At 42.7% G+C, this 26,120-nt stretch carries 15 protein-coding genes and 1 pseudogene; all 16 read left to right on the top strand.

Going from position 1 to position 26,120, the window contains the following annotated elements:
* The first annotated feature begins 9 nt into the window (after window positions 1-9).
* The 16 genes and pseudogenes from RMX98_RS31760 to RMX98_RS31685 all read left to right on the top strand — a co-directional run bounded on the left by RMX98_RS31760 (window position 10) and on the right by RMX98_RS31685 (window position 26,082).
* On the top strand, window positions 10-969 hold the full coding sequence (locus tag RMX98_RS31760; protein WP_322675888.1) for a DUF1822 family protein: 960 nt from the start codon (window positions 10-12) through the stop codon (window positions 967-969).
* Between the two features lie 23 nt (window positions 970-992).
* A complete protein-coding gene (locus tag RMX98_RS31755; RefSeq protein ID WP_322675889.1) occupies window positions 993-3,347 on the top strand; it encodes a CHASE2 domain-containing protein in 2,355 nt (784 codons plus the stop codon).
* Between the two features lie 26 nt (window positions 3,348-3,373).
* Window positions 3,374-4,135 carry a DUF928 domain-containing protein gene (locus RMX98_RS31750; protein ID WP_322675890.1) on the top strand — a complete coding sequence of 254 codons (762 nt, stop codon included), beginning with the start codon at window positions 3,374-3,376 and terminating at the stop codon, window positions 4,133-4,135.
* Between the two features lie 243 nt (window positions 4,136-4,378).
* Window positions 4,379-4,705 (top strand): hypothetical protein, encoded by a 327-nt coding sequence (locus tag RMX98_RS31745; protein ID WP_322675891.1) that lies wholly within the window; start codon window positions 4,379-4,381, stop codon window positions 4,703-4,705.
* A 158-nt stretch (window positions 4,706-4,863) separates the two neighbouring features.
* A complete protein-coding gene (locus RMX98_RS31740) occupies window positions 4,864-5,673 on the top strand; it encodes a DNA-binding response regulator (protein ID WP_322675892.1) in 810 nt (269 codons plus the stop codon).
* A gap of 110 nt (window positions 5,674-5,783) precedes the next feature.
* Complete coding sequence (locus RMX98_RS31735) at window positions 5,784-7,217, top strand: cache domain-containing protein (protein ID WP_322675893.1); 1,434 nt, start codon at window positions 5,784-5,786, stop codon at window positions 7,215-7,217.
* Window positions 7,218-7,324: 107 nt separating this feature from the next.
* Window positions 7,325-8,152, top strand: a complete 828-nt coding sequence (locus tag RMX98_RS31730) for a MinD/ParA family protein (RefSeq protein WP_322675894.1) — start codon at window positions 7,325-7,327, stop codon at window positions 8,150-8,152.
* Window positions 8,137-9,348 carry a DUF7005 family protein gene (locus RMX98_RS31725; protein WP_322675895.1) on the top strand — a complete coding sequence of 404 codons (1,212 nt, stop codon included), beginning with the start codon at window positions 8,137-8,139 and terminating at the stop codon, window positions 9,346-9,348. The genes RMX98_RS31730 and RMX98_RS31725 overlap by 16 nt, the downstream gene beginning before the upstream one ends.
* Window positions 9,329-10,411 (top strand): cyclic nucleotide-binding domain-containing protein, encoded by a 1,083-nt coding sequence (locus RMX98_RS31720; RefSeq protein WP_322675896.1) that lies wholly within the window; start codon window positions 9,329-9,331, stop codon window positions 10,409-10,411. The genes RMX98_RS31725 and RMX98_RS31720 overlap by 20 nt, the downstream gene beginning before the upstream one ends.
* Window positions 10,412-10,893: 482 nt before the next feature.
* Window positions 10,894-11,190: an NHLP leader peptide family RiPP precursor gene (locus tag RMX98_RS31715; RefSeq protein WP_322675897.1), complete on the top strand. Its 297-nt coding sequence runs from the start codon at window positions 10,894-10,896 to the stop codon at window positions 11,188-11,190.
* A gap of 191 nt (window positions 11,191-11,381) precedes the next feature.
* Complete coding sequence (locus RMX98_RS31710) at window positions 11,382-12,761, top strand: radical SAM family RiPP maturation amino acid epimerase (protein ID WP_322675898.1); 1,380 nt, start codon at window positions 11,382-11,384, stop codon at window positions 12,759-12,761.
* A 94-nt stretch (window positions 12,762-12,855) separates the two neighbouring features.
* Window positions 12,856-14,301 carry an NHLP bacteriocin system secretion protein gene (locus RMX98_RS31705; protein ID WP_322675899.1) on the top strand — a complete coding sequence of 482 codons (1,446 nt, stop codon included), beginning with the start codon at window positions 12,856-12,858 and terminating at the stop codon, window positions 14,299-14,301.
* Window positions 14,288-16,588 (top strand): NHLP family bacteriocin export ABC transporter peptidase/permease/ATPase subunit, encoded by a 2,301-nt coding sequence (locus RMX98_RS31700; protein WP_409882043.1) that lies wholly within the window; start codon window positions 14,288-14,290, stop codon window positions 16,586-16,588. The genes RMX98_RS31705 and RMX98_RS31700 overlap by 14 nt, the downstream gene beginning before the upstream one ends.
* A 29-nt stretch (window positions 16,589-16,617) precedes the next feature.
* On the top strand, window positions 16,618-19,512 hold the full coding sequence (locus RMX98_RS31695; RefSeq protein WP_322679390.1) for an NHLP bacteriocin export ABC transporter permease/ATPase subunit: 2,895 nt from the start codon (window positions 16,618-16,620) through the stop codon (window positions 19,510-19,512).
* 232 nt (window positions 19,513-19,744) lie between these two features.
* A pseudogene (locus RMX98_RS31690) lies at window positions 19,745-19,960 on the top strand (hypothetical protein); the annotation flags it as partial.
* A gap of 86 nt (window positions 19,961-20,046) precedes the next feature.
* Window positions 20,047-26,082: an AAA family ATPase gene (locus RMX98_RS31685; protein ID WP_322679388.1), complete on the top strand. Its 6,036-nt coding sequence runs from the start codon at window positions 20,047-20,049 to the stop codon at window positions 26,080-26,082.
* The last annotated feature ends 38 nt before the right edge of the window (window positions 26,083-26,120 follow it).

Raw genomic sequence — 26,120 nt, 5'->3', positions numbered from 1 at the left:
GCAAAAAATATGAGCGAAATCAGAGAAATTTTAACATTTTCAGCCCCGATACCTGTGGATGGAAGACATCGAGCAGAAGAGTTACGCAGACAACAAGCCACGCCAGCAAAAGGTGAACAAGTTTATCTCAATACTTTGTCTGTGTCTTTCGTAAATTATTATCTACTTTGCATGGGATTTGAGACAGACTTGAACAAAAGTGATAGTTGGAATGTCATACAACAGACATTAATGGATGTCGCTGATTTGTTTATAAAAAACTTGGGCTTGTTAGAATGTCGTCCAGTATTGTCAGATGCACAATTTGTTTATGTGCCACCTGAAGTACAGTCAAATCGAATTGGTTATGTAGCTGTGCAAATCAGTAAATCATTTAGAGAAGCAACACTGCTAGGATTTGTCAAGCAGGTACAAACTGATTTGTTCCCGATTAACCAATTGCAACCTTTAGACAATTTATTGGGTTATTTAGAAGAACTTTCTCAATTACAGCTTGCTGAAATAGCTGATGAGCTTATCTATAATCAGGATTTAGTTAGATTGAAGCAATGGCTGGAGAATATTTTTGAAACTGGTTGGCAAGAAACTGAAACTATTTTAGGTACTCAAGGTATCAATCCAGCTTGGAGTCTGAGAAGTGAAGCAGGTGCTTTTATTAGTAGAGGCAAACTGATTGATTTGGGAAAATTGCGGGAACAAGCAGTGGTTTTAGTCATTAGTCTGCCTCCAAACAATGAGCAAGAAATGGACATTATCGTAGAAGTACATCCGACAAATGGACAACATTATCTACCACCAAATCTCCATTTAATTGTGCTGGATTCTGAAGGAGCATCTGTGATGGAAGCTCAAACTAGAAGCAGCAATAAGAATATTCAATTGGAGTTTAGTTGTGAGGTGAGAGAACGTTTCAGCGTTAAACTTGTTCTGGGAGATATCAGCATCACAGAAAATTTTGCCATTTGTTAAGAACAACAACAGAGGTGCTGCCAATGAGAAAGTTAGTTGTGCTGAAGCTAGATGGTGATTTGGACTTAGGTGTGCAGGTGACGTTGGAAATTGGAGAAGAGGGCAAACGCCCGACTACAGAAATTACTGGCAAACTGCCTTCCAATCTCAATATGGCAACAGCAATTGAACAGTGGCAATCCACATATCGCAGCTTGTGGAAATTTACCCGCATCAAAGCCAAAAAAATTATTTACGATGGTTCTATCTCCCAGCGATGTCAGGAGTGCGACACAAAAGCTAGTGAGGTGCGGCAGCATCTGAATAACTGGTTGCTGTCAGAGTCTTTTCGTCCCGTGCGCGAAAAATGGCTTAAACACCTGATGCCAGAAGAGGAAGTGCGGGTGTTGATTCGCACTCATTGTTTGCAACTCAAGAAACTTCCTTGGCATTTATGGGATTTGATAGATCGAGATTATCTCAAAGCTGAAGTTGTTCTTAGTGTTCCAGAATCAGAAGCAGTAACAGGTGCATTGCAGACATCGCTCTGGAGAAATAAAATTAGAATTTTGGCAATTTTAGGCGATAGTGATGGTATTGATGTGGAGCAAGACCGCAGGTTACTAGAAAAATTACCTAATGCTGCTACGACTTTTTTGGTAGAACCTCAATATTCAGACATCGATGAAAAATTGTGGAAACAACCTTGGAATATCTTATTTTTCGCAGGTCATAGTAAAAGCGAGGGTGAAAATAGTTGTATTTATATTAATCAGACAGATAAATTAACAATTGATGAACTCAGGTATGCACTGAGAAATGCCGTTGCCAACGGTTTACAATTAGCGATTTTTAACTCCTGTGATGGATTAGGATTAGCGCGAGAACTGCAAGATTTGCAGATTCCGCAAATTATTGTCATGCGGGAACCAGTGCCAGATCGGGTAGCTCAAAAATTTTTAAAGCATTTTCTAGAGGTTTTTTCTTCAGGACAATCTATATATGCTGCGGTTCGCATTGCCAGACAAAGGCTCAAAGGAATAGAAAAGGAATATCCAGGTGCAAGTTGGTTGCCAGTAATTAGCGAACATCCTGGCGTAGTGCCAATAACTTGGTTAAAGTCTCGATGGTTTTTTAATACTCGCCGTCTCGAAAGTTTGTTAATTTTGAGTTTGCTGATAACTGCTGGTGTTTTAGGAATAAGACACCAAGGAGGATTGCAAACATGGGAGTTGCTCTCATACGACCAATTAATGCGATCGCGTCCCCAAGAAAAGCAAGATTCGCGCCTTTTGATAGTCACTGTCACCGAAGACGATCTTTACTTACCAGAGCAAAAGCAAAGAAGTGGATCGCTGTCAAATCTGGCACTGACAAAACTTTTGGAGAAACTAGCAAAGTTGCAACCCCGAAGTATTGGCCTGGATATCTATCGTAGCGATCCGGTACAACCTAACCAAGCTTCTTTAACCAATTTCTTTGCAATTTGCAAAGTTAGCGATCGCACACAAAACTATCCAGGAGTTCCATCCCCAAAAGAGGTTCCACCAGAACGCCAAGGTTTTAGTGATATTATCCCAGATTCAGACAATGTTTTGCGTCGTCATTTATTGGCAATGCAACCAGCAGACCCAACATCCCTTTGTACTGCACCCTACGCCCTTAACGCCCAACTAGCATTCCACTACTTAGAAAAAGAAGGAATTTCTGCTCAATACACCCCCCAAGGAAATTTGCAGCTAGGTAACGTTGTTTTTCAGAGGTTGGGCTTGTCAAATGTCTCCAAAGCAGAATCGCACACGGGAGGCTATCAACAAGCGGATACACAGGGCTATCAAATATTGCTCAATTACCGCTCTTACCAAGGTTCTTCAAGAGATATTGCTCCTCAAGTCACACTTACAGATGTTCTTAAGGGTAAGGTCAATCCCGAACAAGTCAAAGACCGAATTGTTCTCATTGGTACCACTGCCCAAAGCTTCCGTGATTATATTCCTACTCCTTACATAACTGGGCAAGGTTCTTCTGAAGAAATACCAGGGGTGATTTTGCAAGCACAAATGGTGAGTCAGTTAGTGAGTGCTGTTATGGATAAGCGACCTTTGATCTCAGTTTTGCCTGTTTGGGGTGAAGTGTTGTGGATTTGGGGTTGGTCTGTGGTTGGAGGTGCGATCGCTTTTACCGTTGTGCAGATATTTCCTTGGCGCGATCGGTCGGGAGTATATTTAGTACTGGCACAAGGAGGTGTATTTGGTGTTTTATACGTGCTTTGCTTAATTTTCTTTTACCAAGGGATTTGGGTTCCCCTAGTTCCGTCAGCTTTGGTTTTAGTCGTTACTGGCGGCACAGTGGCAATTTATCTAATTTCACAACAGCGACAAGTGACTTCTACAACTTGAGGCATAAATGAAAAATGAAATTATCTATGCAAAAGATTCAAATTTTCCTCGCCGTTAGTTTAACATTCCTTAGTTGTATAGATGTGCAGGCACAGCCTGCAAATCCTAACGGACAATTAAATCAATCATTGATTTTTGCTGCGCCGCCTCCACCAAAAGGTATTGGAGAACCAGGTAAGCGAACCGAAGCAGGTAGCCGTGGCTGTGGTCAGGATATCAATCAGCCAGTGACTTCATTTCAAAAGCAGCTCACAGCCTTAGTACCTGTTTATTCAAATTCAGAATTGGTGTTTGGAGAAGCGATCGCAGAGCATCCTAGTTTCTTATTCTATGTTCCTTATGCATCGGACTATGCATTTGGAGAGTTTGTGCTAGAAGATGAAGCAGAAAATCAGACTATTTATAAAACTTCTTTAACAGGGACACCGGGAGTAGTAAACCTTCGTTTGCCATCAAAAGCAGCACCTTTAAAGATTGGCAAGCAATACCGATGGTATTTTAACATCTACTGTCAGAAGGATAACCAAATTATTGCTAATCTTGAAGGCTATGTAAAGCGGGAGCAATTAAACCCTACTTTAAAAACTCAATTAGAAAAAGCAACATCACGCCAGCAAGTAAATCTTTATGCGGCTAATGGTATTTGGTATGAAGCGTTGAGCGCTGCTAATGAATTGCGTCGCACCAATTTGCAAGATCCTTCTTGGAAAGCGCTGTTGCAAGCTGTTGGTTTGAATGATTTTGCAACTGAACCAAAGGTGGAGTGCTGCAATTTAGAGAGTGAGTAATACCAATTCAAAATTCAAAATTTGTACTGAGCGTCTTGCCCTGAGCGCAGTCGTTGGCGCAGCCTCTCGTAGAGAAGGGAGCCGAAGTATTCAAAATTCAAAATTAAGAAAGTCAGACATAACAATGCTATTGTCAGTCGATACAATCGCATTGTTAGTCGATGCGATCACATTGCAGGTCGATGAAAAAACCGACGTTGCAATCTGACGCTTATAAGGATAGATAGAAAACCCACAGTAAAATTGCGAGAAATAATTACGAATAGTTACGCTGCGATGCCTGCGGCGGGCTACGCCAACGCTCATAAGTCTGCAATCAATCTTGCCAACCTCACAAAATCGGGCGTTGCTGAATTAAAGTATGAATTTGGATGTAGAGACGTAGCAGTGCTACGTCTCTACAAGGATTTTGGTATTATGCAAAATCCTACATCATACATGGAATCAGCAACGCCCAAAATCGCGTTGCTCCCGGCAGAAAAAGCGAAAGTGAATCTCTATTTTTCTCTCGCTGTCCAGCCGGAAATTTTACGCCAAACAATTGTTTTCGTTCTGAATGTTTACATTTAGAGGATATTTGGTAAAGTTTTGTAAAAAAATCTATCACTTCGCATAAAAAAAGTTGCAGTAGCAAGAGAAACAAGTAGAACAACGCATCAGTAAATTAATAGATTGCTACAGGAGCTTGTTCTTGCCTAAAACTAATAACTACACTTTAGGAGGGGGCAATGAAAAAGATTTTAGTAATTGAAAATGAGGCAGAAAACCGAGATATATTTTTAGACAGTTTGCACATAAAGGGGTTTGAAGCGATCGCTGCGGAAAACGGTGTTATTGGCGTTCAGAAGGCACAAGAATGTTTGCCAGATTTAGTGATTTGCGACATTCTGATCCCGAAACTTGATGGTTATGGTGTCTTAAGAACCCTGCGCCAAAATCTTACTACAGCAATTATCCCGTTCATCTTTCTTACCGCTCAGGCTAATCAAGCTGAGATTCGTCAAGGCATGAATTTGGGAGCTGATGACTATCTGATCAAGCCCTTTACGGTAGAAGAGGTAATCAGAGCGATTACTGCTCGACTAGAAAAACAAGAAATTCTCCAACAGTGGTATGCTACACAGTCCCAGTATTTGAAGACACCATCCACAGCTAATACTGATAAATTGCCAGATCCGCATTTAATCTTTCCTGACTGTTCCCAACTAAGTAAAGTCTTCGACTTTATAGAAATTAATTTTCATCAGCCAATTGGCTTATGTGATGTGGCTCTTGCAGTTGGTTACTCTCCAGCTTATCTCACCAGCCAGGTGAGACGCTTAACAGGACGCACAGTCAACCGTTGGATTGTCGATCGCCGGATAGCAGAAACATGCTTTTTACTTCAGAAGACCGACCAGCCAGTAGATGCGATCGCCCAGGCTGTAGGTTATCAGAATGCAGTTCATTTCTTCCGTCAGTTCCGCCAATATCATGGAACTACGCCCCAAGCTTGGCGCAACGCGCAACGTCTGCAATGCAGCGCTAAACACAACTGAAAGAATTGTTAGTTTTACGAAAAGATTGTACATTGTCTCAGAATCTAGTGTTTTTTACACTATTGGAAATATTGCTATGTCTTAACAGATACTTCAGCAACAAAGCAGAGATGAAAACGAAGCATTTGCATCGGCTTTTTTACCCACCTACCTGGTCTATCAGGACTAAACTTTCGCTAGCACTGCTTTGTGTTGCGCTCATACCGATGAGCTTCACTACTTATCACAACTTGCAACAGAGTCTCAAGAGGGCGGAGGACAGCGAATACCGCAAACTGGAACTTTTAGCTACCAGTAACGCTAGTCGCCTCGACCAACTAATCATTGATATCCAACGCGTTGCTGTCCAAATAAGTACTGATAAGGATGTGGTGGGTTTCTTTGCTTCTAGCACGCCCCAGAAACAAACAACTTTCCGCTCCTCAATGCAGCGATCGCTAGACAATGTTTTTCGCTCTAACCCTGACTATGATGTAGTTTATGTCATAGATAGAGCAGGTCGCTGCCTCGCAGCCACCGATCCAACATTCATCGGTCAAAACTACGCCTTTTGGGAATACTTTCAACAATCACTTCAGGGACAACCTTACGTTTCTAGTATTCTGATTGGTACAACGAGCAAACGGCCAGGCATTTACTTTTCTAATCCAGTCCGGTCTGAGGGCGGCACAATTGTAGGGGTGGCAGTCTTAAAGATTAAAGGACAAGATATCTGGGCGATTGTGAATGCGCTACAAGCAGATTCTCTTAGTGATGCCTTTGTGATTGACGAGCATGGAGTTATCATCAGCCACCCTGATAAATCCCTGCTTTACCATAGCCTAGCTCGCTTGCCACCAGAGAAACTCAAACAGATTGAGAGCGATCGCCAATATGGACTCAATCAGATTAAAAGCCTAGAAATTCCAGAGTTAGCTAGGGTGATGGTGAAAGCTAAACAGCCTGGTCATACTAGCTATTATTCCCCGTCAGAGCAAATGCGCCAAGCGATCGGCTTTGCACCTTTGGCTGAGGAACCTTGGGTTTTGGGCGTTAACAAACCAATTGCCCAGTTTACCGCTCCCTTGAATCGCCTAATCTGGCAAAATAGCCTGAGCTTACTAGCAGTAGGAGCGATCGCGGCCATCACAGCGCTATTCCTAGCGCGGAGTATTGCCAAACCAATTCGTGTCCTCACAAAAGCAGCAAAAGCACTGGTACAGGAGGAAGATTTCGATGCTCAAAAATTAGTTGAAGCGGGAAGTGCGACTGATGACATCGGTCAATTGGTGCGTGTTTTTCTAGAAATGTCTCAACAGGTGAAAGCGCGAGAACTGAAGCTGAAACAGCAAGTCAAGGAACTGCATATTGAAATTGACGAAGCAAAAAGAGCTAGTCAGGTAGCTGAAATTACTGAGACAGATTACTTTCAGCAGTTGTACAAAAAAGCGCGAAAGCTCAAAGCTCGAACGCTAGAGGCTCGTGAAACTGAAACCGATTACTTCCAGCAGTTACACAAAAAAGCACAAAAGCTCAAGAGTCAACCGTTAAAAGTGGATGAATAAATAAAATAGTCATCATCATTTGGGAAAAGGCTTGATGGCGAAATTGCCGTCACCACAGATGAAATCTCTCTTTCCCAATGCCCAATAGCCATTTTTATTGTTGCATTATGACAAAAATTGTGTCTGTTCACTCATTTCGTGGTGGCACTGGCAAATCAAACCTGATTGCCAACTTAGGTGCTACTATTGCCTGCCACGGAAAACGTGTAGGTATTATTGACACTGACATCCAGTCGCCAGGGATTCATATTATTTTCGGTCTAGATGAGAAAAAAATGCAACGCTCCCTCAATGATTACTTATGGGGTCGTTGTAGCATTAAAGAAACTGTCTATAATGTTAGCCACGCTCTGAAAATGAAAGATCAGATAGCTGTAGCAGATGGCAGCCTTTACCTGATTCCCTCCAGTATCAAGGCTAGTGAAATTTCCCGAATTCTGCGCGAGGGTTATGATGTCAGCCGACTTAACGACGGCTTTGAGGAGATCATCCGCCATCTGCACTTAGACTATCTATTGATTGATACTCACCCCGGTCTGAATGAAGAAACCTTACTTTCCATCGCAATCTCTGATATTTTGGTTGTTATTATGCGTCCAGACAATCAAGACTTTCAGGGTACTGCTGTGACAGTAGATGTAGCGAGAAAGTTAGAGGTGTCTAAAATGGTGCTGGTGGTTAATAAGGTACTGCCAGATTTTGACTTTGATGCCTTACAGCAACAGATAGAGACACTTTACAACACTCCAGTAGCTGGCATTGTACCCTTGTCTGAAGAGTTAATTCAGTTGGCAAGCAGCGATATTTTCTGTCTGCGCCACTCTGACCATCCTTTTAGCCTGACAGTCAAAGAAATTGCTGGCCAGATTTTTGCTGAAGAAGGGAAGGTAATTATTGGAGGCGATGTCTACGACGAACTATGCCAACGCAATTGATCGATCAACAGGAATTTCGTGCTAATATACTTGCCTACTACGGTGCTAATCCCGAAGAGACACAAGAGCTGCTTGCCTACAATCAAAACATCTTTGACCACACCTGTTTAAAACTTCCCCTCAAGTTTCCGCTTCCATCTTTTCCCCATATAGCTGCTTGGGAAGAATATGTAACTGCTGGCAAGGAGATCGGAGCCTTTGCAGCACTCAGACGTGTATTGGTTCAATTAAGGTTTCCCATACTCGAAGGTATCAGCCAGACTGAGGCATATCGTTCTGCTACCCGCAAAGGTGTATCGGTGGATGGGATGGCTGAAGCAACTGGTTTGCTTTTAAAGCAACCAGAAAGACTGCAATTAACGGTGCATCAAAGTTTAGCTGGAGCCATCCCAGTTTTGCTGACAGGGAACCGGGAAGATTTTGTATCTTTGGTACAGGCGCTAACAATGCGGAATGAACCAAGTTTAGTCCCTGCTTCTATGGGAGCTTGCATAGTTGCCGGTTTCAACAACTGGGATCGGATTCGTCGATATCGCAAACAATGGCAGCAAAATTCTCCTAATTGCTCTGAAGCTGAATGGACAGCAGAATTTAAACGGCTGATACCGCAAAAGGAACTTTATCAGGATCAGTTCATTATTTTGAGTGACGGTGATTATAGCAATGTTTCAGCCAGCGACGTAGGATTATCAAAACAGCAATGGCGGCATCTATCGCTGACAATTCGTTTGGAACATGAATGTACTCACTATTTCACCCGTTGCTTGTTTAACTCAATGCGTAACAATTTGCTCGACGAATTGATTGCTGACTACAGAGGTATTGTGGCGGCTATAGGAAACTATCGGGCTGACTGGTTCTTGCGCTTTTTGGGGTTGGAATCATTTCCAGATTATCGAGAGGGGGGTAGACTGCAAAATTATCGGGGTCAACCACCACTTTCAAATGGAGCTTTTAAGATATTACAAATTTTGGTAAAGAATGCCGCAGAAAATTTGCAGCGTTTTGATGCTGAGTTGAATGGGGATTTAGACCAAACCGACACAACTACTTCACACCAATTAACAGATATTAATCGCCAAACTTTGATTTTAATCGCTCTCACCTGTTTGACATTGGAAGAATTGGCTTCAGAGGAGGCGAACTTGCGTATCCAAAAAAATATGGATCGATTTTATGAAAGAAGTTCTACTTAAGGAATTAACTAATAGCGATATCAATTGGATGATTACTACAGGTCTTCAGAGGGAGATAGCTGCTGGTACTGTACTCATTCAAGAGGGAAAAACTACCGATACTCTACATCTGGTACTCGATGGAACTTTGGTAGTTACTACTTCTCAAGCTGATAACAATCCTCTAGGTCGTGCTTTTGCTGCCATAGAAGGCGACGAAATAAAAGATCGAGAAATTGCGAAGTTATCAAGCGGTGAGATAGTGGGAGAAATCCCGTTTATTAATGTCCGCACAACTGCTGCAAGCGTCAGGGCTATTGAAAAGTCGCTTGTGATATCGATTCCTCAGCAGGAGTTGGCGGTGAAATTGCAGAGAGATGTTGGTTTTGCTTGCCGTTTTTATCGAGCGATCGCTATTCTCCTTTCAGACAGAATAACTCAACTTGGTCGTAGCAAGCTTGTTCAAAGTGAAGCGCTCAGAGATATGCTGTTTGTTTTAGGCGAATTAAATGATAGTGACATCGATTGGATGATTGCTACAGGTACTCGCCAGAAAATTGCTGCTCACACCGTACTAATCCGTGAGGGAGGGCCTGTAGATGCGTTGTATATCCTCCTAGATGGAATGATGACAGTTTCTATTTCTGAGGATCGGCGTAATCCCTTAATCCGTGCTTTTGCAGCTATGGAGGGTACTGAAACACAAAGTCGAGAAATAGCAAGATTATCAAGGGGCGAAATCGTGGGAGAAACACCTTTCATTGATACTAAACTACCTCCTGCAACAGTCCAAGCTATTGCAGACTCACTTGTGTTATCAATTAAGCGACAGCAATTAGCCGCAAAATTACAGCAAGATATAGGTTTTGCATCTCGTTTTTATCGAGTAATTGCCACTCTGCTTTCCAATAGATTGCATGAATTGCTCAGTCGGATTGTTTATGGCAGGCGCGTTTATAGCAAAGGTCAACCATTAGATGAAAATATTGAATATGAGGATGAACTGGATTCTATAATCTTGGATCGGATGGCATTGGCTGGAACAAGATTTGATTGGATGCTAAAACGTTTGAAAGTAGTTTAAATCTGTGAATATACAGTGGCAGGTGTTAAATCAAAACTTAACACCTGTTTTTTTATGTATATATTTTTCCATTAAATTTGAAATTTTCACAGTTTTTGTGTCATCTATCATATCATGTCCGCCAAATTACCCATAATAAAAGAACCCCTCCCCGTTCTTCGGGAGGGGAGACAAAACACAGCTTTGGCGGGGTGGGGTGATTCGGGTTTAAAAAGCAATCAGGCGGACATGATATCACCAGATATAAATTATTTAAAAATTTCTCTGTTTTACTCCAATTAGTTAGCGCAAAAATTGTTAGTTCAATCGAAAAATTGTTAATTGCTGCTAAAGTTAGTACTCGATAAACTGAATATTAAGAACATAAGTTGAGAAGTTTAAGTGCGGATTAAATATATTAAAATAAATTCTTTTAATCGCACTTTTTTAGCTTTATTTATGTTCTATTTAATGAATAATGATTAATTGAAGGAGAAATTGACATGACTGCAAATAAAGGTCGTCGAGAAATTGAATCACAACTAATTGCCAAAGCCTGGAAAGATGAAACGTTCAAACAAGAACTAATCAGCAATCCTAAAGCAGTTTTTGCAAGAGAGTTGGGTCAAGAACTACCTGAAAATCTCAAAGTTAAAGTGTTGGAGGAAACAGCAGATACTATCTATCTAGCACTTCCTAGAAGTCCGCAAGTTTCTGAAGAGTTATCTGATGAAGCCTTGGAAGCTGTAGCAGGAGGATGGCATTTTGTAACTTCTGGAGTCATAGCAGGTTCTCCTTAGCGGTATTCCAAAAGGATTAAAATGTCTCTGGAGATGAACTGTAGGCATCAAAGCTAAAACGAAATAGGCTTACTGTAGTCTAATACTGTTCAGTTAAGCCCAAAATCCTTGTAGAGACGCAAAATATCGCGTCTCTACATATTAAATATCAGTACCAAAAATCAAAGTATTTTAGTACGGACTTAACAACAATGGAAACACAATTATTTAACTTAACCCATACAAAACGTTTTCTAGAAAGGTATCATGCAGATCCAGATTTTAGAGAGCAGGTATCTACAGATCCGTATAGAGCTATTATTCACTACAATCTCAAAATCGATCTTGAAGAAATCAAGACGTTATGTGATACAGAGTTGAGTCAAGAGAGTGAAAATAAATTATCAGATTCTAATTTTTTAAGAAGTTATTGGGAACTTGCAGAAAAAATTAGACCACAACGAATCAGGTCTATAGCTAATTCTCCTACTAATTCTGACTTCAAAGCGTGGCGATCGCGACAAATTGCTCGCACTGAAAGTCAGTTTATCAAGCCCGTTCACGATTCAATTATTCATGCTCCAGTTTGTTTTGAACTCAATAAAGGATGTTCTGTTGGATGTTGGTTTTGTGGGGTAGCTGCACCTCGTCTGAGTGATATTTTCTTTTACACTCCAGAAAATGCCCAATTATGGCGCGAAGTCCTGGAATTAATCAAAGAACTACTTGGAGAGGCGGCTGGTGCAGGCTTTTGCTATTGGGCAACAGATCCTCTTGATAATCCAGACTACGAAAAATTCTGTAGCGATTTTTATGAAGTATTGGGAATGTTTCCCCAAACAACTACAGCTCAACCTTTGAAAGATCCATCTCGGACTCGATCGCTACTAAAACTTGCAGGTGAAAAGGGATGTCCACTCGATCGTTTCTCCATTCTTTCCCTAAAAATGTTCAACCAAGTCCATGAAGAATTTAGTGCAGAGGAACTAGCATTTGTTAAATTAGCACTTCAAAATGAAGGTTCTAATACTACAAAAGCAGAAGCTGGAAGAACACGGAAGCGAAACCTCAAAAAAGCAGATAAAGATAGCAAAATTCCTTACCAAGGGACAATTGCTTGTGTAACAGGATTTTTATTCAACATGGTTGACCGTAGTGTAAAACTTATCAGTCCTTGCAATGCGGATGATCGTTGGCCATTAGGCTACATAGTTTATGACGAAGGAACTTTTTCCGACACCAACGAGCTAAAGATTCTCCTTGAGAGGATGATAAGCGACAATATGCCTTCGACAATTAGACCAAATGAGCTAATAAGTTTTCGTAGTGACCTTAAGTTTGAAAGCCTTTCTGATGGTTTTCAACTATCAACCAATTTAAAAAATTTTAGGTTTTGCTACGATTTTTATCTAAATGAGTTAGGTGAAATCATACACAAGGGTGGCAAGACTGCTGAAGAGATTGCTTCTATATTTGATAACCGTGGTGTTTTGCCTGCTTATACATTTCACAATTTAAATCTCATGTTAGAAAAAGGAGTTTTAGACGATCAGCCAAAATCTAAATTATCCGAAATACTAGTTGCAAATTGATAAATTATAGTTAGCAAAAAGCACTAGTCTATGATTTTTTATTAATGCTCAAGAACTGAAAGCTAATCTTCCATGAAGCTAGGGTGAAAGTTAAATGGTTGACCAAAAGCAAAGCTTATTCCGCAAAGAGTCGCTGGAGCGTTTATCTTCTCCTGAAAGGCTAGACCAACTCATGCAAGTGGTTAGTCCTAAAAGCTGGTTGCCCTTAACCGCCTTGAGTTCCTTGGTAGTCGTAGCTACAATCTGGAGTATTTATGGACGCATTCCTATTACTGTTGAAGGGCGAGGAGTACTAATTTATCCGCGTACAGTTGTGCCGCTACAGTCAAAAAGTGCAGGACAGTTAGCGGCTCTCAATGTCAATGTCGGTGATGTCGTCAAGAAAGGAGATGTACTGGCAACGGTTGACCAAGTTGACCTGCAAAAGCAACTACAACTAGCGCGTGCCAAATTAACTCAACTTGAAGATCAAGATCGGAATGCTAATTTATTACAAACTCAGCGTCAGGATCTTGATAAAAAAGCATTCCAGGAGCTTCGTTTGACTCTTCAGCAAAGGCTAAAGATTGTGCAGGATTTGACACCGATCCTGAGAGAAAAGGGGCTAGTGTCAATTCAGGGCGATCGCCACAGCCTCCAAAAACGCTTACAAACACTCCAGGGGCTACTTCCCACCCATAAAAAGAGATTGGAAAACCGCCAAAGGCTATTAACAGAAGGTGCAGTTCCCGATGATATCGTGCTAGAAGCGCGGCAGCAATACGATGATGCCCGTGCCAGTATTGATGAGGCTGAATCGCAACTCAAGCAACTCGACCTCAAAGAAGCAGATGCACAACGGCAATACCTCCAGAATTTGAACGAAATCAAAAACATCCAAGCTCAGTTACAAGAACAGAATACTAAAGCAGCTAGCGTCGCTCAACAAGACCTGCAAACTGCAACTAGCCGAAAAAACCAGATTCAAGAAGTTAAGCGAGAGATTGCCAGAATAGAACAACAATTAGGCAATAACAGCCAAATTATCAGTCAACACTCAGGACGCATTTTAGAAATCACTGTTAATCCTGGGCAGGTGATTAATGCAGGAACTCGTTTAGGGAGCATAGATGCAGAAAATCCATCCAGCCAAATGGTTGGTATAACTTATTTTCCGGTTGGGGATGGCAAGAAAATTCAACAGGGAATGACACTGCAAATTACACCGCAAACCGTCAAGCGCGAACGTTTCGGCGGTATCGTAGGTACTATCACCTCTGTTTCAGCATTTCCTATTACACGGGAAGCAGCCGCTAGTGTGGTGGGTAATCCAGAAGTAGTTGCAGGTTTAGTAGGTCAGAAACAGGAAGGAGTCATGCAAGTATTTGCTGACCTCAAACGTGACCAAACAACCTTTAGTGGCTACAAATGGTCTTCTTCCACCGGGCCGCAACTAAAAATCTCTTCTGGAACTACTACAGTTGTCCGCGTCAAAGTAGAAGAACGAGCTCCAATTACGTTTGTTTTACCTATCTTGAGGTCGATCAGTGGTATCTATTAATCCTTCATTAGTAGCACCGATTAATCCTTGGCAACAGTTGCAAAAGCTGCTGCAAGGTCAAAGTAAGCGGGTAAAAACCCCCACCGTTTTGCAAATGGAGGCTGTGGAATGTGGTGCTGCTGCTTTGGGAATTATTTTAGGTTACTACAAACGAGTTGTGCCTCTACCAGAACTTCGGACTCTCTGCGGTGTCTCCCGCGATGGCAGTAAGGCTTCTAATATGCTGAAAGCTGCTAGAAACTATGGACTTCAGGCAAAAGGTTTTAAAAAGGAACTGGCACAACTTCCAGACCTGCACCCTCCCTATATTGTGTTTTGGAACTTTAACCACTTTTTGGTTGTGGAGGGATTTGGCAAGGAGTGGGTCTATCTAAATGACCCTGCCACAGGCCCGCGAAAGGTGTCCCGACAGGAATTTGACGAGGGGTATACTGGCGTGGTGCTGGTGATGGAACCAGGGCAGGAGTTTCAGGAAGGGGGGCGTAAACCAAGCCTAATTTTATCGCTCTGGTCACGGCTACAGGGCGCTACAGGGGCGCTGATCTACTGTATGGTAGCGGGATTTGTTTTGACAATTATTGGACTGGAAATACCCGTATTCAGTCAAGTATTTGTAGACGAAATCCTGGTTCAGCAACGATATCACTGGCTGCGTCCACTGCTTCTAGCAATGGCGATCGCCACCGTACTTCAAGGGTTATTAACGCTATTGCGATTGCGATATCTGCGCCGCTTAAAAGTCAAGTTATCTGTAGGAATGTCTAGCCGTTTTCTCTGGCATATTTTATGTTTACCTGTTAGTTTCTATGCCCAACGGTTTGCCGGGGAAATTAGTAACCGTACTAGTCTCAATGACCAAGTTGCTGATGTGCTTTCGGGAAAGTTGGCAACTACAGCGATCGATACGGTGATGGTAATTGTTTACGCGCTGGTTATGCTGCAATATGACAAAGTATTGACTTTAGTTGTAGTCTGCTTTGCTGGCGTAAATGTCTTGACCTTGCAATTAATCTCCCGTCAGCGCAAAGATGCAAATCAGCGTCTAATTCAAGAATATGGCAAAGCTGCTGGAGCATCTATAGCTGCTCTCCAGAGTATAGAAACCATTAAGGCATCTGGGTTGGAGTCAGATTTCTTTTCTCGCTGGTCAGGTTATTATACCAAGGCAATCAATTCCCAGCAGGAATTAGGAATAACAAACCAGACTTTTTCTGTATTACCAACGCTTCTATCTTCGCTCTCATCTATGGCTTTGTTGGTTGTAGGTGGTTTACGGGTGATGGATGGACACCTCAGCATTGGGATGCTCGTAGCTTTTCAAGGACTAATGCAGAGCTTTCTGCTGCCTGTTAACAATCTTGTGAGCTTTGGCAGTACTCTCCAAGAAATGGAGGGCAATTTGATTCGCCTTGATGATGTGTTGGATAACCCCATTGGGGAGGGGGAGGTAGGGGAGCAGGGGAGCAGGGGGGCAGGGGAGCAGGGGAGCAGGGGAGCAGGGGAAGCAGGGGGAGTAAATTCTTCATCTGCTTATCTTGTTCCCAAATTGCAGGGATATGTGGAGTTGCAGAATATTACATTTGGCTATAGCCGTCTGGAAGCGCCACTAATTGAAAACTTTAACCTGTCAATTAAGCCAGGACAACGAGTAGCTTTGGTAGGTGGAAGCGGTTCTGGTAAGTCTACCATTGCTAAAGTAATCGGCGGACTTTACGAACCTTGGGAGGGAGAAATTTGCTTTGATGGTAAACCCAGGTTTCAAATTCCCTATCAGGTGTTGACTAACTCCGTCGCTATGGTGGAGCAGGAAATTGTAATGTTTGGCGGAACTGTTAGAGAAAATTTGACTTTATGGGATACCACGATATCAGATAAAAGCCTGATCCGAGCTTGCCATGATGCCGCCATTGACGATGTGATTCTCTCAATGTCTGGGGGATTTGATGCAGAACTGATTGAAGGTGCTGTCAATTTAAGTGGAGGCCAGCGACAGCGCTTAGAAATAGCCCGCGCTTTGGTGAATAACCCCTCTATCCTGATCATGGATGAAGCCACCAGCGCCCTAGATTCCGAGACGGAAAAAATTATTGACCAAAATCTGCGGCGACGGGGATGTACTTGCATTATTGTTGCACACCGATTAAGCACTATCCGAGATTGTGATGAAATTATTGTCCTTGAAAACGGAAAGGTAATGCAAAGAGGTACTCATCAAGAATTATGGCAAATGGAGGGGTTGTACTCGCAATTAATCCGTAGTGAGGGTGAAGCCCTTCCGGGAGTTTAACTAATTACGAATTACGAATTATTTTAAAAATGGTTAACCAACTTAAAATCACAGATTTACAGGGGCAAGTGTGCAGCCTTAAGGGTAATGAACCCATACAGCTGGATGACCCACAGATTGTTTGGGTGATTCAGTCTGGCTCTGTAGCGTTGTTTGCTGTTACGGAAGGAACTCGACGTTATCTGTTCAGTTGTGACTCCAAAGAAGCCCTTTTTGGAACACTTCTTAGCTCTGACAATCAGCACCACCAACTTTTAGCAGTGCCGATTGCAGAGACAGAACTACTGAGGGTAGATCAAGAATGCTTTCGGCAGTTAGTGGCTGATGGGGATGCTACAGTGGTTGCTTTAGTAGAAGGCTGGCTTAAGCACATCGACCCTGCACTTTTTGAGATTGCTACACCGGCGATTCAAGTTCAGGCTGTTGGACAAGCGCGATTTTCTCTAAACGATCGCCAGACTTTTCAACCTGAAGCTGGTGCGATCGCTTGGGTACAAATTCAGCAAGGAAATGTCAGTTGGATGGGGCTAGAAGAATTAACTTTAGATCCGAAGACGGGAATTTTTCCTTTAAGCGATCGCATTTGGTTACAAGCTATCGAGTCAGTTCAATTATCTACTGAAACCACGATCGCGATTCGGGATGCTGATGTTCTGCTAACGGGACTATCTCTACTTCATATTCAATTTCTTAACTATATTAGCCTTCTAGAGCAGCAAGAAGCACAGGCAGAACTACAGCGCCTTCAAGATCGAGAACGCCTGAATCGTCAAGTAACTGCTGAAGCTCTGGGCGAACTAATTTCGCCGCTATCAACCGATAAAGTAAGCTTTTTGTTGGAAGGTACACCTTTGTTAATTGCTGCTGGTGCAGTAGGAAGATATTTAGGTATCACAATTCGCCCCCCTGCTCAGTCTGAAAACCTCAAGCGGCTCAAGAACCCTTTGGAGGCAATTGTACGGGCTTCTAGGGTGAGGATGCGACAGGTTTTGCTGCGGGATAATTGGTGGAAGAGGGATTCTGGCCCCCTAGTTGCTTATACTGAACTGGACAATCAACCCGTAGCATTACTACCCGTTTCAGCCAATAGCTACGAAATTTTTGATCCAGTGCAACGAACCCGTATGCCTGTAAATGACCGCAGTGTTAAGACGCTGACAAGCGTTGCTTATATGTTTTATCGGTCTTTGCCGGATAAAGGTCTTAAGGCTGTAGGTTTATTCCGGTTTGCATTCAAGGGTCGTGGAAGAGACTTGCTTGTGATTTTTTTAACTGGTATTGCGGCAACACTCCTGGGAATGCTTACACCCTACGCTACTGCGATTTTGATTGACAACGCGATTCCAGATAGTGACTGGGGATTACTGTTACAAGTTGGGTTGGGGCTATTGGTTGCTGCTTTGGCGACGGGGTTATTTCGGTTAACTCAGGGGTTAGCTCTCCTGCGTGTGGAAACGGTTTGTGATGCCACCACCCAAGCCGCTATATGGGATCGTCTGCTCAATCTGCCAGTATCCTTTTTTCGCAATTATACAACGGGCGACCTTCATTCCCGCGTTACAACTATTAGTACAATTCGTCATCAACTCAGTGGTGCAACCCTGATAAATTTGATCAGTGGTATTTTCGCGTTGCTAAACTTATTGCTGTTATTTTACTACAGCTGGAAATTGGCTCTAGTTGCCGTTGCTGTTGCTGTAGTTGCGATCGCCCTGACCACACTTTCGGGAGTATTCCTCGTCCGCAAAGTTAGGCCACTGCTCGAACTCAAGGGAAATATCTTTGGGCAGACGGTGCAATTGATTAATGGCATTGCTAAACTACGTATTGCTGGTGCTCAGGAGCGAGCTTTTGCCTCTTGGAGTAAAAATTACAGTCGGCAAATCAAATTAGAACTCAGTACGCAAAACCTTGAAGACGGCGTTACACTTTTCAATACAGTGATGCCCACACTAACTTCTGCTGTTCTCTTCTGGTTTACGATCAAGCTGCTTGAAGACGCTCAGACTACAGGCGGCCTCGGACTGACTATTGGGACTTTTTTAGCTTTTAAAACTGCCTTTGATACCTTTATCGAAGGTTCCACAGACGTAAGTAATACAGTTACTAACGCTTTACAAGTTATTCCCCAGTGGAAACGCGCCCAGCCAATTTTAGAAAGTATGCCAGAAGTTGATCTCGGCAAAGCTGACCCTGGCAAACTCATAGGCAGAATTAAAGTGGATCATCTCACATTCCGCTATCGTCAAGAGGGAGCGCTGACGTTAGATAATGTCAGTCTTCATGCAGAACCTGGGGAGTTTATTGCACTTGTAGGCGGCTCTGGAAGTGGGAAATCTACTATATTTAGATTGCTACTGGGGTTTGAGACTCCTGAAGATGGTGTCATCTACTACGATGGTCAAGATTTATCTGGTTTGGATGTTGGGGCGGTGCGTCGCCAGTTAGGCGTAGTCTTGCAAAATGGTCAGATTACTTCAGCTTCCATTTTCGACAACATAGCTAGCGGCGCTCAGATTACACTTGATGAAGCTTGGGAGGCTGCGCGGATGTCTGGGTTGGCTGAAGATATTGCAGCTATGCCAATGGAAATGCACACTGTCATTAGTGAGGGGGGCAGTAATCTTTCTGGAGGGCAAAGACAACGACTATTAATTGCCCGCGCTCTGGCATTAAAACCCCGCATTTTGTTATTTGATGAGGCGACAAGTGCGCTAGATAACAGAACCCAAGGGATTGTCAGTGAAAGTTTAGATAAATTACAAGTTACCAGAATTGCGATCGCTCACCGACTTAGCACAATTCGCAATGCTCACCGCATTTATGTACTTCAGGGAGGTCGAGTTGTACAACAAGGAACTTTTGAGGAACTAGCTGCTGTTGAAGGTTTATTTGCCCAATTAATGGCTCGGCAAATGATGTAGTTGCGCCTTATTGAAGGATATAAAAGTTGAGGCTAGGTTGCAATCGTCTGAATATTGACTACATTCAGGCAATCGCTTTTCTACTAATCAGAAGGTTCTCGATAGCAGTATAACTTACAAAAGCAGATAGGTGAGCGTAGTTTGAGCATCAGCAATGTTTAAATCAGGTTGATATCCCTTGTTTCGTAGTTGTTTGCATTCGCGGTGTTCAGCAATTGAGTGCAGGTGAAGCGATCGCCTAAATTTAGAGCCGAAGGTGGAACGGGCGTTTTTTGAAGCGGGAAAGGCATTAACGGAATTACGCGATGGGCTACGCTCCGCCGTAGGCGATCGCAAACTATACCGTTCAACTCACAAAACCTTTGAAGAATATTGTAAGCAAAGGTTTGGTTACACGCGGATAGCAGCCAGCTACAAGATTGCCGCAGCGACAGTCATGGACAATTTGTGAGCAAACAGCAAGCAATTATTCTCAGAATAAGAATTGCTGTATAGTTTGAGGTATTGCGAGATTATCCTCTCAAGAGTTGTTCTATGATTGCTCTACCTGGTATTGCCATTCAAAAGAAAATATACGAGAGTTCTAATTCTCTAGTGTATCGGGGCATCAGAGACGATGGAGTAGGGGTGGTAGTCAAAATGCTAAAGCTTGATTATCCTTCTCCCCAAGAACTGACTCGCTACAGACAGGAATATAAAATTACCCGCTCCCTAAAATTAGAAGGAGTTATCAAAGCATACAGCCAGCAGGACTATCAACGAACTCTGGTGATTCTCTTAGAAGATTTTGGGGGAGAGTCCCTAGAGCAATGGATGCACAAGCGCCCAGATATCTTCTGCCCTATGCCTTTATCCCAATTTTTAAGTCTTGCGATCGCTGTTTGCGACATTCTGGGCAGAATTCATGCAGCCAATATCATTCATAAAGATATCAATCCTGGAAACATAGTCTTTAATCTGGATACTGGCGTTGTCAAAATTATTGATTTTGGGATTGCTACTCAATTCAACCGCACAAATCCGACTTTTAAGAATCCTTATATTTTAGAAGGAACACTCGCTTACCTGTCTCCAGAGCAAACTGGGCGGATGAACCGTTGGCTTGATTACCGCACAGATTTTTACTCGCTGGGTGTAACTTTCTACGAGCTGCTAACTGGACATCTGCCGTTTTTCACAACAGACATCCTTGAACTAGTCCATTGTCATATTGCCAAACAACCGCCTTCACCTCATGAAATAAATACAAAGATTCCCAAACCAGTTTCAGACATCATTCTCAAACTGATGGCAAAAAATGCAGAAGATCGCTATCAGAATGCCTGGGGAATCAAAGCGGATTTAGAAATCTGTGCTGACCAATTAAAAGAAATCGGTCAAATCTCTAGCATTCAACTTGGGCTTCAAGACGTTTCGAGTCAGTTTCAAATTCCCCAAAAACTTTATGGACGGGATAATGAAGTTGCAATGTTACTGGCGGCGTTTGATCGTGTAGCGTGTCCAGAGTCAAATCCCGTTGCTGCTTTAGCAAACAATTCAGAAACAACTTCACAAAGGGAACAAACAGGCAACCCAAAATTCCAAGTCGAAATGATGTTGGTGTCTGGCTATGCTGGTATTGGGAAATCTGCTTTAGTGCAGGAAATCTATAAACCAATTACCCAAAAGCGCGGTTATTTTATCTCTGGTAAATTTGATCAATTTCAGCGCAATATTCCCTACAGTGCGATCGCAGATGCTCTACAAAAATTGGTGCAGCAATTGCTCAGTGAACCAGACGAACAAGTGCAACAGTGGCGATCGCTCTTACTTACAGCTTTAGGCAACAACGGACAAATCATCATTGATGTGATCCCCGAAGTTGAATTAATTATCGGCAAGCAGTCGCCCGTACCAGAAATTGGAGCAACTGAAGCTCAAAATCGCTTTCATCGAATCTTTGGGCAGTTCGTGCGGGTGTTTTGTTCAGAATCACATCCCCTGGTGATATTCTTAGATGATTTGCAATGGATAGACTCAGCAACGCTGAATTTAATTGAGTTGATGCTGCTGGATGAGCAAGCTCAATCATTATTTTTAATTGGAGCTTATCGAGATAATGAAGTAAATCCAACACATCCATTAGCATTAATGCTAAAGAGACTGCGAAAACAAGGGGCAGTGCTTCAGGAAATTATTTTAGCACCCTTAACTCTTGAGCCGTTGAATCAGTTGATTGCCGAGACGCTACATCGGAATGCAGACACCGTTCGTTCATTAGCTGAGTTGGTGTTGCGTAAAACTGAGGGCAATCCTTTTTTTGTGAATGAATTTTTGAAAATGCTCTATAGCGAAAATTTATTGACCTTTGATGCTGAAAACTTAAGCTGGGAGTGGAATATAGCTCAGATCCAAGCCCAAGATATCACTGATAATGTTGTCGAGTTGATGCTTTACAAGTTGAAGAAACTGCCAGAGAATACACAGCAAATTCTCCGGTTAGCTGCTTGCGTCGGCGCTGAATTTAATTTAAATACTCTATCGATTGTTTGCGATCGGCCACCCGAAACGATTTTTCAAGATTTACTAACTGCCATACAGGTTGGATTAATTCAACCACTATCTGAATTAGATGAAAATTTGTTAATTCAAAAGTATAAGTTTCTGCACGATCGCGTGCAGCAAGCCTCATACACCTTAATCGATGAATCGCAAAAACAAATTGTTCATTTACGAATTGGTCGCAATCTCCTCGGAAAAATTTTGCCAGAGAGACTATCAGACCGACTGTTTGAAATTGTCGATCATCTTAATCATGGAATTGAGCTTGTCACAGATCGACTAGAACGCAATGAAATTGCTAGATTAAATTTAATCGCAGGACAGAAAGCAAAAGCTGCGATCGCCTATAGTATGGCTCAAAACTATTTAGCCATAGCAAGAGTTTGGCTAGCAGCTTCTAGCTGGCAAACAAACTATGACTTAACATTAGATTTATATTTAGAAACAACAGAAGTCGCGTATTTGTGTGGCGATTTTCAGCAGGTAGAATCTTGGGCAGCGATCGTTCTGCAATCAGCTAAAACTGTTCTCGACATCGTGAAAGTTTACGAAGTCAAAATTCAAACTGACATCGCGCAGAACCAGCCATTAGAAGCAATCAACACTGGATTGCAAGTTTTGCTGCAACTGGGAATCAGTTTTCCCCAAACGCCAACTCAGTCAGACATTCAGCTTGAGCTAGACGCGATCGCATCACTTATTGGCCAGAAGCCAATCGAGGACTTGCTCCATTTGCCGGAAATGACCGAACCAGACAAGTTGGCGGCGATGCGAATCTTATCAAGCATCACGATCGCTGCCTATGTTGCGGCTCCTAATTTGATGCCTCTACTTGTGGCTAAACAAGTAAACTTATCAATTCAATCTGGTAATGCTGTTGTATCTCCCTTTGCCTATGCCTTTTACGGATTAATTCTTTGTGGAACGAGTGGGAACATTGAGATTGGGTACGAGTTTGGACAACTTGCGCTAAATCTATTGTCACACCTTAATGTTCATTCTCTTAGAGCTAGAACATTACTCATTGTGAATAACTTTATTATTCATTGGAAAAAGCATATTAAAAACACAATCCAGCCCTTGCTAGAAGCCTACCAAAGAGGTTTAGAAGTTGGAGATTTAGAGTTTGCTGCTTATTGTGCCCATTGTTATTGCTTCCAATTCTACGCAGTTGGAAAGGAACTCGTAGAAGTTGAGCGCGAGATGACGAAATACAATGAAGCAATTCGTCAAATAAAACAGAAAACGGCGCTAACCTGGAACCAAATATATCAGCAGGCGATCGCAAATTTGATGGGATTTTCGGTCAGCCTAACTCACCTAGTTGGCGAATTCTACAATGAAGAAAGCGGATTGCCACAACATGAAACAGCAAATGATGGAACGTCAACCTTTGATGTCTATTTCAATAAACTTATCCTGTGCTACCTATTTTCTGAGTATGCTCAGGCAGTTGAAAACTCAACCATAGCAGAACGTTATTTAATCCGAATAACAGGCACACCTGTTGCTCCTTTTTACTATCTATATGATGCGCTGGCAAGACTCGCCATATACTCTGAAAGCAGCGCTCAAGTACAGGAGGAACTGCTCAAAAAAGTTACGGTTACTCAGGAGAAAATGAAGCAATGGTCACAGTATGCGCCAATGAATTGTTTGCATAAATATCATTTGGTGCAAGCAGAGACGGCACGAGTTTTGAGCCAGTGGTTTGAAGCAGAGGAATTTTATGAACAAGCAATTCAAGGAGCTAGGGAAAATGAATATATTCAGGAAGAGGCGTTAGCTTATGAATTAGCTGCTAAACATTATTTGGTGCGAGGTCGGCAAAAGATCGCCCAAACCTATATGAAAGAAGCTCACTACTGTTATGAACGGTGGGGAGCAACTGCGAAAGTGAGAGATTTAGAAACTCGCTATCCGCAACTATTTCCTGAACAGTCGAGCGTGGCTTCCACACCAATCCGCACTACTGCTGGAACCACCTCTAATACCTCACATATCGCTTTTGATTTAACGGCAGTGATGAAGGCAATTCAGGCGATTTCGAGTGAAATTGAACTAGATCAGCTGCTCCGTTCCTTGATGAAGATATTAATCGAAAATGCTGGTGCACAAACAGGATTTTTGATTTTAGAAAACTCAGGAAAATGGGTGATTGAAGCGTCTAATGAACTTAATGAGGGTGAGAATGTCTATGCTACACAAGTGCTGCAATCTATCCCAACTGCAAATCATCTACCTGAATCAATTATTAATTATGTTATTCGTACTCATGAATCTGTCATCTTAAATGATGCTACTCGTGAAGGTAATTTTATTAATGAGCCATATATTCAACAGAATCAAACTCAATCAATTTTATGTTTACCTCTGCTCAATCAAGGTAAGCTAGTGGGCGTGTTGTATCTAGAAAATAAATTAGCGGCTGGAGTATTTACACCAGATCGAGTCTCCGTTCGCGCAGGCGTGCCGGAGGCATTAGGAGACGCTACGCGATCGCAAGTCTTAAATCTGCTATCCACCCAGGCAGCCATTGCGATCGAAAATGCCAAACTCTATGCAAAGCTCCGGGCTAGCGAAAGTCAGATGACTCAATTTCTAGAAGCGATTCCAGTGGGAATTGGCATTATTGACGCGACGGGTCGCCCTTACTATGTCAATCAACGGGGAATTGAGCTTATGGGTAAAGGCGTTGATCCTGCCGCCACACCGGATCAACTTTCAGAGACTTATCAACTTTATGTGACGGGGACGGATCAAATCTATCCGTCAGAGAGATTGCCAATTATTCGGGCGTTGAGCGGCGAACGCACCAGGATTGACGATATAGATATTCACCAAAACAATGCAACGATTCCAGTTGAAGGGTGGGGAACTCCAGTCTTTGACGAACAGGGCAATGTGGTTTATGCGATCGCAGCTTTTCAAGACATCACAGAGCGCAAACTTGCAGAACATCTCTTAGCGAATTACAACCGCACTTTGGAACAGGAGGTTGCTCAAAGGACAGCGGCTTTACAGCAAAGTGAAGCAGACCTGCGCGCTCATGAACAGGAATTGCGGCTCATTACAGACGCTCTCCCGGTTAGTATTGGTTACATCGATGCCGAGAAACGCTACCGCTTTGTCAACCGCACCTATGAGATTTGGTGTAATTGTAGCCGAGATGAAATTTTAGGCAAGTCGGTTCGTGAACTGGTAGATCGTATAGATCGTATGTCGTATCAAATGATAGAACCTTACATTAACCAGGCGTTGAGGGGAGAAACAACCACGTTTGAAGTAGAAATGCCTCTGCCAGTGGGCAAAAAGTACTTGAGTGTAACCTTAATTCCTGATTTCGATGCAAATGCTCAAGTCATTGGATATTATGCTTTAAACACAGATATCAGCGATCGCAAACGAGCCGAACACGCCTCAATTCTGGAAGAACGCAACCGCATGGCGCGAGAAATTCATGATACACTGGCTCAATCTTTCACAGGTATTCTGCTTCAGGTTGGAGCGGCAACACAAGTGCTGGCGGACGACCCAGAAGCAACCCAAGTACATCTGGAAATGATTGAGGAACTAGCACGCGCTGGACTAGCAGGGGCACGGCGATCCGTATCAGCACTCCGTCCGCAGCTACTAGAAGAAGGTAATTTAGAGAGTGCCTTGCATCGTATTGTGGCTCAAATGCGCTCGACGACCGACACGGCTCTGATTTGCGAAACTCAGGGTACAGCCTATTCCTTACCAAGCGAAGTGGAGAATAACTTACTCAGAATTGGGCAGGAAGCATTAACTAATGCGATTAAATACGCAAGTGCTGGCGAAATTCTGGTTGAGTTGGTGTACAACGAAACACAGTGTATCTTACGGGTTAAAGACGATGGAAGAGGTTTTGGAGTGGGTTGCATTCCCTTGAGCGGTGGGTTTGGCTTATTAGGAATGAGCGAACGGGCAGAGCGTATTGGCGCACAACTAACGATTCAAAGCCAACCGGGTCAAGGAACAGAAATTATGGTGATAATTGGGGTGTAGGGTGTAGGGTGTGGGGTGTGGGGTGTGAGTAAGTTGGA

Origin of the sequence: Nostoc sp. DedQUE02 (assembly GCF_034531035.1) — a bacterium.
In the GTDB taxonomy this organism is placed as follows: domain Bacteria; phylum Cyanobacteriota; class Cyanobacteriia; order Cyanobacteriales; family Nostocaceae; genus Nostoc.
The sequence above is the reverse complement of the archived record's forward strand: the minus strand, read 5'-3'. Positions and strand labels throughout refer to the sequence as shown.

Excerpts from the sequence above, each read along its gene's own strand:
- RMX98_RS31760 (WP_322675888.1), top strand. The coding sequence starts at position 10 with ATGAGCGAAATCAGAGAAATTTTAACATTTTCAGCCCCGATACCTGTG.
- RMX98_RS31755 (WP_322675889.1), top strand. The coding sequence starts at position 993 with ATGAGAAAGTTAGTTGTGCTGAAGCTAGATGGTGATTTGGACTTAGGT.
- RMX98_RS31750 (WP_322675890.1), top strand. The coding sequence starts at position 3,374 with ATGCAAAAGATTCAAATTTTCCTCGCCGTTAGTTTAACATTCCTTAGT.
- RMX98_RS31740 (WP_322675892.1), top strand. The coding sequence starts at position 4,864 with ATGAAAAAGATTTTAGTAATTGAAAATGAGGCAGAAAACCGAGATATA.
- RMX98_RS31735 (WP_322675893.1), top strand. The coding sequence starts at position 5,784 with ATGAAAACGAAGCATTTGCATCGGCTTTTTTACCCACCTACCTGGTCT.
- RMX98_RS31730 (WP_322675894.1), top strand. The coding sequence starts at position 7,325 with ATGACAAAAATTGTGTCTGTTCACTCATTTCGTGGTGGCACTGGCAAA.
- RMX98_RS31725 (WP_322675895.1), top strand. The coding sequence starts at position 8,137 with ATGCCAACGCAATTGATCGATCAACAGGAATTTCGTGCTAATATACTT.
- RMX98_RS31720 (WP_322675896.1), top strand. The coding sequence starts at position 9,329 with ATGAAAGAAGTTCTACTTAAGGAATTAACTAATAGCGATATCAATTGG.
- RMX98_RS31715 (WP_322675897.1), top strand. The coding sequence starts at position 10,894 with ATGACTGCAAATAAAGGTCGTCGAGAAATTGAATCACAACTAATTGCC.
- RMX98_RS31710 (WP_322675898.1), top strand. The coding sequence starts at position 11,382 with ATGGAAACACAATTATTTAACTTAACCCATACAAAACGTTTTCTAGAA.
- RMX98_RS31705 (WP_322675899.1), top strand. The coding sequence starts at position 12,856 with ATGGTTGACCAAAAGCAAAGCTTATTCCGCAAAGAGTCGCTGGAGCGT.
- RMX98_RS31695 (WP_322679390.1), top strand. The coding sequence starts at position 16,618 with ATGGTTAACCAACTTAAAATCACAGATTTACAGGGGCAAGTGTGCAGC.
- RMX98_RS31685 (WP_322679388.1), top strand. The coding sequence starts at position 20,047 with ATGATTGCTCTACCTGGTATTGCCATTCAAAAGAAAATATACGAGAGT.